Origin of the sequence: Neisseria sp. HMSC31F04, assembly GCF_001807735.1 — a bacterium.
In the GTDB taxonomy this organism is placed as follows: Bacteria; Pseudomonadota; Gammaproteobacteria; order Burkholderiales; family Neisseriaceae; genus Neisseria; species Neisseria elongata.
Genome location: NZ_KV790788.1, coordinates 1 through 14,141 on the forward strand (window position 1 = coordinate 1; position 14,141 = coordinate 14,141).

A 14,141-nucleotide genomic window follows, 5' to 3' on the forward strand; every position below is an offset into this window, starting at 1 on the left:
CTGCTGGGGAAAAGAAATTTTGCAAAGGTCTCGGGTAATCAAAGTATCCCATGTTCTGCCGCAAGGGCAAACGCACCGTCCAGCGCGGTTTGCATATCCTGCGGCAGCGTGGCGCGGATGCGGGCGGTATAGGCATCGCGGCAGAGTGCCAAATCCATGCTCGGGCGTTTGTGTTCGATGCCGTATTGCAGGTTTAGCAGAACGGCGGCCGTATAGGCATGCGGGTGGCCGTGCGGTTCGAACATGGCGTAATCCAGCAGCTCGGTCAGGCCGAAATTCATTTGTGCGGGAAGCAGACGGGCGTTTTGCTGTTCGAATACCGTTTTTAATGCTGCAAAATTCTGCACCCGCACTTTTTCGTCCAACGATAATGCGGCCAATGCGGGCAAAGCCGAACGGCCATGCTCGGACAGCCAGGCAAACAGCGGCGGCGGATCATTCGGATGCGGATGCTTCATAACGGGCGGTCTGCTTTGCGGCGCGGCAGGCGGTTGCCTAACGGGTGTGGGTATGGCCGACGCTGACGCCGCCTTTGATTTCGCCGTATAACTCATTGCCGCCGTTAGAATGATGGGCGGCGCAGGCGGCCAATATGGCGGCAGCGGCAATCGCGAGAACAATTTTTTTCATATGAATCCCTTTGGATGGCTTGGTTTTCAGACGGCCCTTGGGTATTTCGACCCGTCAGCCGCCGCATTATATCGAAAACCGCCGTTACGGCGGATTTTTCAGACGGCCTGATGCGGTTTGGGCTACAATACACGGTTTTCCCCACCTGTCAGCATCATGAAAGAACACAAAGCCAGAAAACGCTTCGGGCAGAATTTTTTGCAGGATACGCGCATCATTGCCGATATTGTCAATGCCGTGCGCCCGCAGGCCGAAGATGTCGTGATTGAAATCGGCCCGGGTTTGGCAGCGATAACCGAACCTTTGGCGAAAAAGCTGAACTGCCTGCACGTTATCGAAATCGACCGCGACATCGTAGGCCGTCTGAAAACGCTGCCGTTTGCGGATAAGCTCGTGATTCATGAAGGCGATGTCTTGCAGTTTGATTTCAACAGTATCGCGGGCAAAAAGAAAATCGTCGGCAACCTGCCATACAACATTTCCACGCCGCTTTTGTTCAAGCTGGCGGAAGTGGCGGACGATGTCGTTGATATGCACTTTATGCTGCAAAAAGAAGTGGTCGAACGCATGGTTGCCGCACCGAAAAGCAACGACTACGGCCGCTTGGGTGTGATGCTGCAATATTTTTTCGATATGGAGCTGCTGATTGACGTGCCGCCCGAATCGTTCGACCCTGCGCCGAAAGTGGATTCGGCGGTGGTGCGCATGATTCCGGTGAAATACCGCATCGGCAAGGCGGACGATTTCGAGCATTTCGCCAAACTGGTGAAACTCGCCTTCCACCAACGCCGCAAAACCATACGCAACAATCTGAAAGAACAGGCCGGCGACGAGGATTTACAGGCAGTCGGTATCAGCCCGCAAGACCGCGCCGAACACATCGCGCCGGAAAAATATGTGGAACTGAGCAATTATTTGGTCCGTAAGGCCGTCTGAAAGAAATAAACATGATTAAATTCAAAAACGTCAATAAATTCTTTAAAGACCTGCACGTGGTCAATAATGTCAATTTGGAAATCGGGCAGGGCGAAGTGGTGGTGATTTGCGGGCCTTCGGGTAGCGGCAAATCGACTTTGATCCGCACGGTAAACCAACTCGAAAGCATCCAAAGCGGTGAAATTTGGGTGGACGGCATCAATGTGGCCGACCCGCAGACCGATTTGAACAAGGTACGCACCGAAGTCGGTTTCGTGTTTCAGCATTTCAACCTTTATCCCCATTTGAGCGTGTTGGAAAACATTATCCTGTCGCCCGTGGTGGTGAAAAAGCAGCGGCGGGAGGATGTGATTCCCAAGGCGTTGCACCTGTTGGAACGCGTCGGTTTGTCCCACAAGAAAGATGCCCTGCCGGGAGAGTTGTCCGGCGGGCAGCAGCAGCGTGTGGCGATTGCGCGCGGGCTGGCGATGGAGCCGCGCGTGATGCTGTTTGACGAGCCGACTTCCGCACTCGACCCGGAAATGGTCGGCGAAGTGTTGAAGGTAATGAAGGATTTGGCGCAAAGCGGGATGACCATGATGTGCGTAACCCACGAAATGGGCTTTGCCCGCGAGGTGGCCGACCGGGTGATTTTTGTCGATCACGGCCAAATTGTCGAAGACGCGCCGCCGGAAGAGTTCTTTACCCGGCCGAAAAGCGAGCGGGCGAAGCAGTTCCTCGCGCAAGTGATGCACTAATCGGGTGGCGGTCAGGCCGTCTGAAGACGTTTCGGTTTTGTCGGAATGTTTTCAGACGGCCTTTTTGCGGATGACGGGTTATTGCCGTTCCAGCCAGTCGTCCCGCGTTTGTTTCGCTTCGGCAAAATAGCGGTAGAGGCCGTCTGAATCGCCGTTGCGGAGCAGGCTTGCGATTTTTTCCAGCTGGCGTTGTTGGCCTTCGAGCAGTTTCAGCAGGCTGTCGCGGTTGGCAAAGCAGATGTCCGTCCAGATGGCGGGGTGGCTGGAGGCGATGCGGGTGAAGTCGCGGAAGCCGGTGGCGGCGAAATCGAGATAGGTTGCGCCGTCGGCATGGTCGAGGATTTGGTGGACGTAGGCAAAGGCCAGTATGTGCGGCAGGTGGGATACGGCGGCGAAGACGGCATCGTGTTCCTGTGCGCTCATGCGGAAGATTTGTGCGCCGACCGCTTGCCATAATCTGCCGACGAGTGCTTCCGCTTCGGGATTTTGCGTTTCGTGCGGGCAGAGAATCAGTTTTTTGTCTTGATAGAGGCCGAATTGCGCCGCCAGCGCGCCGCTGCGGTCGGAACCGGCAATCGGGTGGGCGGCCACGCATTGCGGCAGGTGTTGCGGCAGGTGTTCGGCGAAGGCGGCCAGTGCGGATTGTTTGGTGCTGCCGACATCGCTGACGACGGTGTCGGGCTGTAAAAACGGCGCGATGGTGCGGCAGATGTTGCCGAGTGTGGAGACCGGCGTGGCAATCAGCACCAAATCGACCGCCGCGATGTGTTCGGCTTGGATGCCGACGGCTGCGCTGTCGATGACTTTCCGTTCCAGTGCGCGCTCAAGGTTGCTTTCGTTTACATCGATGCCTGTTACGTGGCGCACCAAGCCCAGCCGTTTCAGGTCGAGGACGAACGAGCCGCCGATCAGGCCGACGCCGATCAGGGTGATTTGGTTGAGGATGGGCGGGTTCATAAGGGTGGATGTAAAGGTGTGGAAGGAGGCCGTCTGAAAATACGGCGGGCGTGTTTTTCAGACGGCTTGAATCTTAACCGAGCGCAGTCTGCCGCTGCAAGCGCGGAGCCGTTTAATCGAAGCGTTTGCAGCGGATGTCGCGGTCTTCGCAGAACATGGCCGAGGTTTCGGCGTTGCAGGCGCGGCGGACTTTGCCGCGTGCCAGGCCTTCGTTGTTGTCGGCGGCTTCGAAGGTTTTTCGGAAGGGGGTAACGCTGCATACGTAAACCGAACGGTTCGGGCGGTATGCCGTGTTGCCGTTGCGCTCCAATACGGCGATGCGGTGTTCCAAATCGGCGATTCGCGCTTCCAATGCGGCGATGCGCCCTTCATCGGATGCGGCCGAGGATGTGGCGGCAGCGGCGGTTAGGCAGAGGGTGAGGATGAGTTTTTTCATGGTTTTGTCCTGAGGCGGTTGATATGTTTGACTTTCGTTGCGTCGTCATTATGCTTTGGTATCAAGGGCTTGATACCCCAAGGTGCGGGACGGCAGGAAAATCGGTTTTGCATGCGTGCCTGCGGTTTGCCGTTTTGTATCGAGAATGAGGTGGGGCGGCCGGGCAGGGTGTTTTCAGACGGCATTGTACCGCGAAATGAAAAACGACAATCTGCACACGCAATCAAACTGTTAAGGCCGCCTGAAAACCTGTTTTCCGGTTTTCAGACGGCCTTATGCTTTTAACGCAGGCGTTTAGTTTTTATCCAGATCGACCAGTTTGTTTTTGGCAATCCAAGGCATCATGGAACGCAGTTGCGCACCGACTTTTTCGATTTGGTGGTCGGCATTCAAGCGGCGGCGTGCGGTCATACTGGCGTAGTTGGTTGCGCCTTCTTGGATGAACATTTTGGCGTATTCGCCGCTTTGGATACGGTACAGGGCTTTTTTCATCGCTTCTTTGGTAGCAGGCGTGATGACTTCGGGGCCGGTAACGTATTCGCCGTATTCCGCGTTGTTGGAAATGGAGTAGTTCATGTTGGCGATGCCGCCTTCGTACATCAAGTCTACGATCAGTTTCAGCTCGTGCAGACATTCGAAGTAAGCCATTTCAGGTGCGTAACCGGCTTCAACCAGGGTTTCAAAGCCGCATTTCACCAGCTCGACCGCGCCGCCGCACAATACGGCTTGTTCGCCGAAGAGGTCGGTTTCGGTTTCTTCGCGGAAGTTGGTTTCAATCACGCCGCCTTTGGTGCCGCCGTTGGCTGCTGCGTAAGACAGGGCGATGTCGCGGGCTTTGCCGCTTTTATCTTGGTAAACGGCGATCAGTGAAGGTACGCCGCCGCCTTTCAGGAATTCGCTGCGCACGGTGTGACCCGGGCCTTTGGGGGCGACCATAATCACGTCCAAATCGGCACGCGGTACGATTTGGTTGTAGTGAACGTTGAAGCCGTGTGCGAAAGCGAGTGCGGCGCCTTGTTTCAGGTTGGGCTCGATTTCGTTTTTGTACACGACGGGTTGGTTTTCGTCGGGCAGCAGAATCATTACTACGTCTGCTTTTTTGGTGGCATCGGCCACGGACAATACTTCAAAACCGGCCGCTTCGGCTTTTTTCCAAGAACCGCCTTGGCGCAGGCCGACGATTACGTTTACGCCTGAATCTTTCAGGTTGGCCGCGTGGGCGTGGCCTTGTGAGCCGTAGCCGATGATGGCGACGGTTTTGCCTTTGATCAGGGACAGGTCGGCGTCTTTATCGTAATAAACTTGCATTGTTTTTTCCTTAATTTGATTAAAAGTAAATCGGTTGGAGGGAGAATCAGTTGCCGTTGTCGGACACGTCTTTCATCAGGACGATGTCTACGGCTTCGGTTTTGCCGTCGATGGCTTTCAGGAAGTTTTGGAAATGGACGCTGGCGTTGTGGCTGTCCACGGCGGCCTGGTCTTTCCAGTTTTCAAAGAAAACGAAGCGGTTCGGGTTTTGCAGGTCTTGGTGCAAATCGTAGCGCAGGTTGCCGCCTTCTTTGCGGCTTTCGCCGACCAGTGCGGTGAACACGTCCAGCAGTTCGGCTCTGTGTTCGGCCTTGACGGCAACGATTGCGGTAATTTTGATGTTACTCATGCTGTTTTCCTTTCGGTTTGGCTTTTCAGACGGCCTTTGAAGCGTTACAGGCCGTCTGAAAGCCAAAAACTCAAATTTTCAAAATCCGTTCGCCGCGCCCGATGCCTGCCGCGCCGGTGCGCACCGTTTCCAAAATCAGCGGCTTGCCAACGGTTTCCAAGAAGGAATCGAGTTTGTCGGTCGTGCCGGTTACTTCGACGGTATAGCTCTTGTCGGTAACGTCGACCACATGGCCGCGGTAAATATCGGCCAGGCGCAGGATTTCGTCGCGGTCCTTGCCTACGGCGCGGACTTTTACCAGCATCAGTTCGCGTTCGACAAAGCGGCTTTCGTTTAAATCGACCACTTTGACCACTTCAATCAATTTGTTGAGTTGTTTGGTGATTTGCTCGATAACCACATCGTCGCCGTGGGTAACGATGGTCATGCGCGAGAGGGTTTTGTCTTCGGTTGCCGATACCGACAGCGAGTCGATATTGTAGCCGCGCGCCGAAAACAGGCCGACCACGCGGCTCATCGCGCCCGATTCGTTTTCCATCAAAACGGATAGGATATGTCTCATGGCACGCTCCTTGTATCGTAATCGCGGTCGTTCACATCATTGACATCGCTGTCGGCCTTGGTTTCGCGCATGTGCAGCGGCAGCACCATCTCGTCCAAACCCTTGCCGTTGCCGACCATCGGGAAAACATTTTGTTTTTTGTCCGTGATGAAGTCCAAGAACACACAGCGGTCTTTCATGGCCAAGGCTTCGCGCAGTGCGCCTTCCACGTCGGACGGCTTCTCGATACGCATGCCGACATGGCCGTAGGCTTCGGCCAGTTTCACAAAATCAGGCAGCGAGTCGAAATAGGTTTCCGATTCGCGTTCGCCGTAATAAAGCTCCTGCCACTGGCGCACCATGCCCAGATAACCGTTGTTCAGACAGATGATTTTTACCGGCAGGCGGTATTGGAAGCAGGTGCTTAATTCTTGGATATTCATCTGAATCGAGCCTTCGCCGGTAATGCAGCATACATCTTTGGACGGGTCGGCCAAATACGCGCCCATCGCATAGGGCAGGCCCACTCCCATCGTGCCCTGACCGCCCGAATTGAGCCACTGGCGCGGCCGTTTGAACGGATAAAATTGGGCGGCAAACATTTGGTGCTGGCCGACGTCGGACGTGATAATCGCATCATTGTCCGTCAATTCGGCCAAAGTTTTAACTACCATTTGCGGCAGAATGATATTGTCGGCCGCCTGCGGCAGGCGCAGACAATCGCGCGCGCGCCAGCTTTCCAGGCTATGCCACCATTTTTCCAAATGCTGGCTGTTTACCTGAAGATTTTGGCTTTTCCAAATCGTCGCCATCTCGCGTAAAACATTCTTCACGTCGCCGACAATCGGTACATCGGCGCGGACGCGTTTCGAAATACTGGACGGGTCGATGTCGATATGGATGATTTTTTTCGGTTTTTCCAAAAACTTGGTGGGAACGGAAACCACACGGTCGTCAAAACGCGCCCCGACTGCCAAAACCACATCGGCATTGTGCATGGCCAGATTGGCTTCGTAAGTGCCGTGCATGCCCAGCATGCCCAAATACTGTCTGTCATCGGACGGATACGCGCCCAAGCCCATCAGCGTCGCGGTACAGGGCAGGCCGGCGAGTTTGACAAACTCCGTCAGCTCGTCGGCAGCATTACCCAAAACCACGCCTCCGCCGAAATACACTAAAGGCCGTTTCGCTGCCGCCAGCATTTGTACGGCCTTCTTAATTTGACCGATGTGTCCGTTGAGAACCGGCTGGTAGGAGCGGATAAAAATGTCTTCCTGAGGATAGCTGAACTTGGCCATAGACTGGGTAACATCTTTGGCGATGTCGATAACCACCGGGCCGGGCCGGCCGCTGCGGGCAATTTGGAAGGCTTTTTTTACCGTAGTGGTCAAATCATCGATATTCTTGACCAGGAAATTATGCTTCACACACGGCCGCGATACGCCGACCATATCGATTTCCTGAAACGCATCCGTGCCGATGGCGGGCGAGCCGACCTGGCCGGAAATCACCACCAGCGGAATCGAATCGGAATAGGCTGTGGCGATACCGGTGAGCGCGTTGGTTGCGCCGGGCCCCGAAGTCACCAAAGCCACGCCGACCTTGCCGCTGACACGGGCATAGGCATCGGCCGCATGTACCGCAGCTTGTTCGTGCCTTACCAGGATGTGTTTGAATTTGTTGAGTTGGAAAAGCGCGTCGTAGATTTCGAGTACCGCGCCGCCGGGATAGCCGAAAACGTATTCGACGTTTTCCGCCTTCAGACTTTGCACAAGAATTTGTGCACCGGATAGTTGCATGATTGCCTCTTTAATTCTGCCTGTAAGGCGATAATAAACCCGTGCTTCGCGATGCAACGGTAATGCCGGTTTTCCGGACGGCGGTTTATGGTACGCGAACGGATGAGCCGGCGACAGCTTGCGGGTTTCAGAATCGCGCTTAGAGCGCAAAGTGTTTAAAAAAGTAAAGAGCGCATAAGATAACGCAAACTTGGGTAACAGGCAAGCACTGATTGTGTGGCGGAGGCTGTCTTGAAATAATAGGAAAACAACAGGCCGTCTGAAAAAAAATTCAGACGGCCTGTTGGGAATTGGCGCACCCGACTGGGATCGAACCAGCGACCTTCAGCTTCGGAGGCTGACACTCTTCCAACTGAGCTACGGGTACAAAGTCTCGGCATTATCCCATATTTCGGCTGTTTCACAAAATCAATCTTTATGGTTTCGGCAACTTGTTGTCGAAGCATCGAAATTTAATCGGGTTTATTCTGTATGGCCTGCGCGGATATTTCCTATTTTTTTGAGATAGGCCAAAATTTAGAGATTGGAAAGACGGAACGGATTCAGTATAATCCGCAAATTATTGTTAATTGATATTAACACCACATAAAATTCAATTTCCTCATCACTAAACAAAAAACGGCGAGGCTTATAAATATGAACCATCCTACCAACCAAAATGCCCGCGGTTCCGCCCTAACCACGCTGATCGGCGGCATCGTCATTCTGTTGGCTACCCTTTATTTTTTGGTCAAATTGGCCAGCAGCGGCTATCACGGAACGGTTGAAGAAACCACCGATGCCGCCACGCAAACGCGGATTCAGCCGCAAGGTTCCATTGTCGAGGGTGACGGTGTTCCCGTCGGCGAGCGTAAAGGCGACAAAATCTTCGCTAAAGTTTGTTACCAGTGCCATGCTGCCGACAGCTCGACGGCAGGTTCCCCGAAAATCACGCACAATGCCGATTGGGCTCCCCGCCTGGCCCAAGGGTTCGACACCTTGTTCAATCATGCTTTGAACGGCTTTAACGCCATGCCGGCAAAAGGCGGTCAATCCGACCTGACCGAACTGGAGTTGAAGCGCGCGATTGTTTATATGGCTAATCAATCCGGCGGTAATCTGCCTGATCCTGACAAAGCGCCTGCCCCAACCGAATCGGCTGCTTCAGGTGCCGCGTCCGAGGCCGCCGCATCCGGTACTGCGCCGGCTGCCGGAAAATCCGAAGCTGCCGCTCCTGCCGAAGGTGGAAATGGCGATGTGATGGCAACCGGTAAAAAAGTGTTTGACGGCTTGTGCTTCGGCTGCCATGGCGCCAATTCGGCCATTCCGAATACGCCGCGTCTGACTCATAAAGACGAATGGGCTCCGCGCATCAAAAAAGGCAAAGATACCTTGTTTAAGCATGCTCTCGAAGGTTTCCAAGATAAAGGCATGATGCCGGCCAAAGGCGGAAATACCGAATTGAGCGATGATGAGGTAAAAGCTGCCGTTATCTATATGGTGAACGAATCCGGCGGCAAATTCTAAAAAAGCGATAATAAAAGGGTATGCAAAAACTGCATGCCCTTTTTTGTCGGCCGGCACATATTGCATTAGGATTTGATGCTTGCGATTCATATTGGGGTCGGAAAAATTTTCAAAGTTCCAGTTTTATAGTGGATTATGGAAAGGCCGTCTGAATGCCGAATCTGGTTTTCAGACGGCCTTTCCTTTGTTTGCCGGTTCTGCCGCAGGCGGCAAAGCGCGTTACAATACGGGCTGTCCTCAATCGTCAGCCCATCATTATTTTTCAGACGGCCTCAATCATGACACACACTTTTACAAGTCAAACCGATTCGGCATCGAGCAGCCAACTCTATATCGGCATTATGTCCGGCACTAGCATGGACGGCGCGGATGCTGTGTTAATCCGTATGGACGGCGGCCGCTGGCTGGGTGCGGAAGCGCACAGTTTTTTACCGTATTCTGGCCGTCTGAAAAGCGAACTGCTGGCCTTGCAGGATAGCGGCGGGGACGAATTGCACCGCAGCAGGATATTGGCGCAACAGTTAAGCCTCCTGTATGCCGATACTGTGAAGCAACTGCTGGAACGGCAAGGCTTGCGGCCGTCTGATATTGCCGCAGTCGGCTGCCACGGGCAAACCGTGCGCCATGCGCCGGAGCACGGTTACAGCATCCAGCTTGCCGACTTGCCGTTGCTGGCCGAGCTGACGGGAATTTTTACCGTCGGCGACTTCCGCAGCCGCGATTTGGCGGCGGGAGGGCAGGGTGCGCCGCTGGTGCCGGCGTTTCATCAGGCATTATTTGCCGCGCCCGACGAAACCCGCGTGCTGCTCAATATCGGCGGTATCGCCAACATCAGCGTACTGCCGCCGGACGCGCCGGCTTTCGGTTTCGATACCGGGCCGGGCAATATGCTGATGGACGCATGGACGCAGAAAATTTGGCAGAAGCCGTACGACGAAGACGGCCGTTTGGCCGCGCAGGGCAGGGTGCTGCCGCCATTGCTGGAAAACCTGCTTTGCCATGACTATTTTTCCCGACCGCAGCCCAAAAGTACCGGCCGCGAATTGTTCGCCCTGCCGTATTTGGCCGAACGGCTTTCCGGCGGGGAAAATCCGCACGATGTTTTGCGCACGCTAACCGCCTTTACCGCCGAAACCGCCGCTGCCGAAATCCGCCGTGCCGCGCCGGAGTGCCGACGGGTTTACGTTTGCGGCGGCGGTATCCGCAACCCCCTGCTGACGGCGGATTTGGCGGAACGCCTGTCGCAATGCGAAATACTCGGTACGGCGGCACTCAATCTTGATCCGCAGTGGGTGGAGGCCGCCGCCTTCGGCTGGCTGGCCGCCTGCTGGGTCAACCGCATCCCGTCCAACCCGCGCCGAGCCACAGGTGCGCGGCACGACTGCATCCTCGGTTGCGGCCATTTTGCCTGACCCGTCATTCAGGCCGTCTGAAAATACTATATAATTCCGCGTTTTTACCGCCGTCCCTGTTTTCAGACGGCCTATTCGAATAATCTTGAAGTTTTTATGAGCAGCAAACCCGAACCCCCAAAAAGCACACGCAAAACCACAGGCACGCGCCGCCGGACGCCGGCAGAAAAGAAAAAGCAGGACGACGGAAAAAGCGGGCGCGGCACGGGCGTAGTCAGCAACGAAACCCTGCGCCGCCGTTCCGAGCACATTGCCAATTTAATCGGCGATACCTTTTGGCTGTTCGGCCTGATGGTAACCATCTATTTCGCCATCACGCTGGCCAGTTTCGATATGAACGACCCCGCATGGTCGCGCAGCGTGATTGCCGACGAGTCCATCCACAATCTCGGCGGCCTGTTTGGCGCGTATTTTGCCGACGTCGGTTATTACCTGTTCGGATTGTCGGTGTGGTGGCTGGTGTTGGCCGCGCTGGTGTGGCTGTGGAAAAGTTTCCGCCCGCTGCGTTCGCCCGACAGTCGTCCGTACAGTGTGAAACTGGCCGTGGCGGGGCTGACGGTGCTGCTTTTGGGCAGCCCGGTTTTGGAATATGCCTTGTGGCAGCAACAACTCGGCGATTCCCTGCCCACCGGGGCGGGCGGTCTGGCAGGTTTGCTGATTGGCAGTATTTTCAGCCATCTGCTCGGCAACGGCGGCAGTTTCTTGGTGATGCTGGTCATCGTATTGCTGGCTTTTTCCTTTGTCGCGCAGATTTCCTGGCTGGATATGCTGGAAAACATCGGCAGCAGGCTGGAATGGCTGTGGGAAAAAATCACCCGCCGCCATTCGCCCTACATCAAAGACCTGCCTGATGCAAAAACCACGCGGCGCATGGTGAAAGAAGCGGAAACCATCATGGCCGAACCATTGGACAAGCACGTTGCCGCCAGCAGCAACCGAAAAACCGTGGCGTTGGAAGTAACCCCGCCCGTTCCCGTTCAGACGGCCTTGTTCGACAGCAAGGGCGAAGCGGTCGAAACACCGCCGACGGGCGAATATGTCAAACCCGCGCTCGGCCTGTTGAGCAATCCGAAAGGCGAGGCATTGCCGATTGATCCCGACAAACTGCAACAAACGGCCGAACGCATCGAAAGCAAATTGGCCGAGTTCGGTATTGAAGTTCAGGTGGTTTCCGCCACTTCCGGCCCGGTCATCACGCGCTATGAAATTGAGCCGGCGCAGGGCGTGAAGGGCAGTCAGATTGTGAATCTGGCCAAAGATTTGGCACGTTCGATGTCGTTGCAGTCGGTGCGTATTGTCGAGACCATCGCGGGCAAAAACACCATGGGCATCGAGTTGCCGAACGACCGCCGTCAGGAAGTTACCTTGCGCGAAATTCTGGCCGCCCCCGTGTTTGCAGAAGCCAAATCCAAGCTCACCGTCGCCCTGGGCAAAGACATCGCGGGCGTGCCGGTGGTGGGCGATTTGGCCAAAATGCCGCACCTGCTGGTGGCGGGTATGACCGGGTCGGGCAAATCGGTGGGCGTGAACGGCATGATTATGTCCATGCTTTACAAAGCCACGCCCGACGAAGTGCGCTTTATCATGATCGACCCGAAAATGCTGGAGTTGTCGGTATACGACGGCATTCCGCACCTGCTTTGCCCGGTGGTAACCGATATGCGCGAAGCGGGGCAGGCCTTGAACTGGTGTGTGGCCGAAATGGAAAAACGCTACCGCCTGCTGTCGCATCTGGGCGTGCGCAATCTGGACGGTTACAACGAAAAAATCGCCAAAGCGGCTGAAGAAGGGCAGAAAATCCCCAATCCGTTCAGCCTGAACCCCGACGAGCCGGAACCGCTGGAAAAACTGCCGCTGATTGTGGTGGTGATTGACGAATTGGCCGACCTGATGATGACCGAGCGCAAGGCGGTCGAACAACAGATTGCCCGCCTGGCGCAAAAAGCCCGCGCCGCCGGCATCCACTTGATTATCGCCACCCAGCGGCCGAGTGTGGACGTGATTACCGGCCTGATTAAGGCCAACATCCCGACGCGCATGGCCTTTACCGTGCAGAGTAAAATCGACAGCCGCACCATCCTCGATCAAATGGGCGCGGAAGACCTGTTGAAATACGGCGACCTGCTGTTCCTCCAGCCCGGCAATGCCGAGCCGACCCGTCTGCAGGGTGCGTTTGTATCCGACCACGAAGTGCATGAAGTCGTCTCCCACATCAAACGGCAGGCACCGGCAGATTATGTCGAAGGCCTGCTGTCGGGCGAAGCGGCGATGGAAACCGTCAATGCGGTCAATCCGAACGCGGGTGCGGACGAACTGTTCGACCAGGCCGTCGCTTTTGTCATCGAAACGCGCAAAACCTCGATTTCCTCGCTGCAACGCCACCTGAAAATCGGCTACAACCGCGCCGCCAATATGATGGATGCCTTGGAAGAAGCGGGCGTGGTGTCCCCCGCCGATGTCGGCGGCAGCCGCAAGGTGCTGGCGCGGAAAGATGATTTATAGTTTTCAGACGGCCTCCGATGCTTGAGGCCGTCTGAAAAGCAGATACGGAGAGGCGATGGAAAGAAACAGCTTGAAGTCTGTTGTGATGACAGTTATTTCCTGTTCCGCCACTTTGGCAGGCATTGCTTTCTTCCTCGGCATAACCACGATACCGGGTTCGGCCTATATGCTGGTTTTCGCCTTGCCCCTGTTGTTTGCCGTCCGCCTGTCCGCATCAAGGTCGGCCCGGCAACGGTCGGAGGCGGCACGGAAAGAACGGCTCAGAAATATTGTTTGGATACTCGCGGCCGCTTTGTCGGTGGGGATAAATATCTTCAACTATTACCATGCGCGGCACGAAATGGCCGTTTCGGCTGCCGCTTTCGGGCAATATTATGCACGGCACGGACGTTATCCCGAAACGTTGGCCGCAGCGGGTTTGGGCGGGAAAATATCCTGCCTGCGTTATCATTGGATAGACGGCAAACCGCTGTTGTTGTGCAAAGACCCGCTGTTGCTGTTCGAGCACTACCAATACGATTTCCAACACCGCCGCTGGCTCGAAGACAACGGAGAGCCCGTGGCCGACCAACCGGAGGACGAAACATGAAAAAACACCTGCTTGCCGCCCTGATTCTGCTGCCGCTGACACTCTCTGCCGCGCCCGCATCTGCCGCAGGCGAACCGGCGGATCAGGCACGGCTGATTAACCTGTTCGACATGGCCGAATTGAGCGGTATTCTGCACAAAGAGGCGATGGAATGCGGCATCAGCCGTCAGGACGACCCCTTCTACGCACCGGGCGGCAAACTGCACACCGCCTTGCTGAAAAGCATCAAACAGACGGCGGCCAAACTCAAACTCGATATGAACGACAACGACATCCAAATCATCACCGCCCGCGCCTACGCGCAAGGCAAAGGCAAGAAAGAACGCCTGTTTGCCGAAACGGGCGGTTGCAGCGATGCCGCCAAAGCAAAAATCAAAGAAACACAGCAATGGCTGCTGGACAGCGTGCAGGCCTTGCAAACCCGTTAAACCCGAATAAG

The 14,141-nt window shown here is 55.4% G+C and carries 15 protein-coding genes and 1 tRNA gene; 7 read left to right on the plus strand and 9 right to left on the minus strand.

Annotated elements, in window-relative coordinates:
* Positions 1-38: 38 nt before the first annotated feature.
* Both HMPREF3107_RS03900 and HMPREF3107_RS12530 read right to left on the minus strand, forming a co-directional pair.
* A complete protein-coding gene (locus HMPREF3107_RS03900; protein ID WP_070453740.1) occupies positions 39-458 on the minus strand; it encodes a hypothetical protein in 420 nt (139 codons plus the stop codon).
* Between the two features lie 37 nt (positions 459-495).
* Positions 496-630 carry a lipoprotein gene (locus tag HMPREF3107_RS12530; RefSeq protein WP_239666852.1) on the minus strand — a complete coding sequence of 45 codons (135 nt, stop codon included), beginning with the start codon at positions 628-630 and terminating at the stop codon, positions 496-498.
* Positions 631-786: 156 nt separating this feature from the next.
* Between HMPREF3107_RS12530 and rsmA the strand changes: the two genes are divergently transcribed.
* Both rsmA and HMPREF3107_RS03910 read left to right on the plus strand, forming a co-directional pair.
* Complete coding sequence (gene rsmA, locus HMPREF3107_RS03905; RefSeq protein WP_070453742.1) at positions 787-1,566, plus strand: 16S rRNA (adenine(1518)-N(6)/adenine(1519)-N(6))-dimethyltransferase RsmA; 780 nt, start codon at positions 787-789, stop codon at positions 1,564-1,566.
* An 11-nt stretch (positions 1,567-1,577) separates the two neighbouring features.
* Positions 1,578-2,303 carry an amino acid ABC transporter ATP-binding protein gene (locus HMPREF3107_RS03910; RefSeq protein ID WP_003771993.1) on the plus strand — a complete coding sequence of 242 codons (726 nt, stop codon included), beginning with the start codon at positions 1,578-1,580 and terminating at the stop codon, positions 2,301-2,303.
* 78 nt (positions 2,304-2,381) lie between these two features.
* On the opposite strand, the gene HMPREF3107_RS03915 is transcribed toward HMPREF3107_RS03910, so the two are convergent.
* The 7 genes from HMPREF3107_RS03915 to HMPREF3107_RS03945 form a co-directional block, all read right to left on the minus strand.
* Positions 2,382-3,260: a prephenate dehydrogenase gene (locus tag HMPREF3107_RS03915; RefSeq protein WP_070453744.1), complete on the minus strand. Its 879-nt coding sequence runs from the start codon at positions 3,258-3,260 to the stop codon at positions 2,382-2,384.
* Positions 3,261-3,372: 112 nt separating this feature from the next.
* On the minus strand, positions 3,373-3,696 hold the full coding sequence (locus tag HMPREF3107_RS03920) for a hypothetical protein (protein WP_070453746.1): 324 nt from the start codon (positions 3,694-3,696) through the stop codon (positions 3,373-3,375).
* Positions 3,697-3,990: 294 nt separating this feature from the next.
* Entirely contained in the window at positions 3,991-5,004 is a 1,014-nt protein-coding gene (ilvC, locus tag HMPREF3107_RS03925; RefSeq protein WP_070453750.1) for a ketol-acid reductoisomerase, read from the minus strand.
* A gap of 46 nt (positions 5,005-5,050) precedes the next feature.
* Positions 5,051-5,353, minus strand: a complete 303-nt coding sequence (locus HMPREF3107_RS03930; RefSeq protein ID WP_070453752.1) for a putative quinol monooxygenase — start codon at positions 5,351-5,353, stop codon at positions 5,051-5,053.
* Between the two features lie 70 nt (positions 5,354-5,423).
* Positions 5,424-5,915 (minus strand): acetolactate synthase small subunit, encoded by a 492-nt coding sequence (gene ilvN, locus HMPREF3107_RS03935; protein WP_070453754.1) that lies wholly within the window; start codon positions 5,913-5,915, stop codon positions 5,424-5,426.
* On the minus strand, positions 5,912-7,693 hold the full coding sequence (ilvB, locus tag HMPREF3107_RS03940; RefSeq protein WP_070453756.1) for a biosynthetic-type acetolactate synthase large subunit: 1,782 nt from the start codon (positions 7,691-7,693) through the stop codon (positions 5,912-5,914). Before ilvB ends, ilvN begins: the two co-directional genes overlap by 4 nt.
* Positions 7,694-7,984: 291 nt before the next feature.
* Positions 7,985-8,060, minus strand: a tRNA-Arg gene (locus HMPREF3107_RS03945).
* Between the two features lie 269 nt (positions 8,061-8,329).
* On the opposite strand from HMPREF3107_RS03945, the gene HMPREF3107_RS03950 reads away from it, so the two are divergent.
* The 5 genes from HMPREF3107_RS03950 (at position 8,330) to HMPREF3107_RS03970 (ending at position 14,130) form a co-directional block, all read left to right on the plus strand.
* Positions 8,330-9,199 carry a c-type cytochrome gene (locus tag HMPREF3107_RS03950; protein ID WP_070453757.1) on the plus strand — a complete coding sequence of 290 codons (870 nt, stop codon included), beginning with the start codon at positions 8,330-8,332 and terminating at the stop codon, positions 9,197-9,199.
* A 278-nt stretch (positions 9,200-9,477) separates the two neighbouring features.
* The gene (locus HMPREF3107_RS03955; protein ID WP_070453759.1) at positions 9,478-10,611 is read left to right on the plus strand and encodes an anhydro-N-acetylmuramic acid kinase; all 1,134 of its coding nucleotides are present in this window, start codon (positions 9,478-9,480) and stop codon (positions 10,609-10,611) included.
* A 96-nt stretch (positions 10,612-10,707) separates the two neighbouring features.
* The gene (locus tag HMPREF3107_RS03960) at positions 10,708-13,113 is read left to right on the plus strand and encodes a DNA translocase FtsK (RefSeq protein ID WP_070453761.1); all 2,406 of its coding nucleotides are present in this window, start codon (positions 10,708-10,710) and stop codon (positions 13,111-13,113) included.
* A gap of 85 nt (positions 13,114-13,198) precedes the next feature.
* Entirely contained in the window at positions 13,199-13,702 is a 504-nt protein-coding gene (locus HMPREF3107_RS03965) for a hypothetical protein (RefSeq protein ID WP_141742824.1), read from the plus strand.
* Positions 13,699-14,130, plus strand: a complete 432-nt coding sequence (locus HMPREF3107_RS03970; protein WP_070453765.1) for a hypothetical protein — start codon at positions 13,699-13,701, stop codon at positions 14,128-14,130. Before HMPREF3107_RS03965 ends, HMPREF3107_RS03970 begins: the two co-directional genes overlap by 4 nt.
* Positions 14,131-14,141 lie beyond the last annotated feature (11 nt).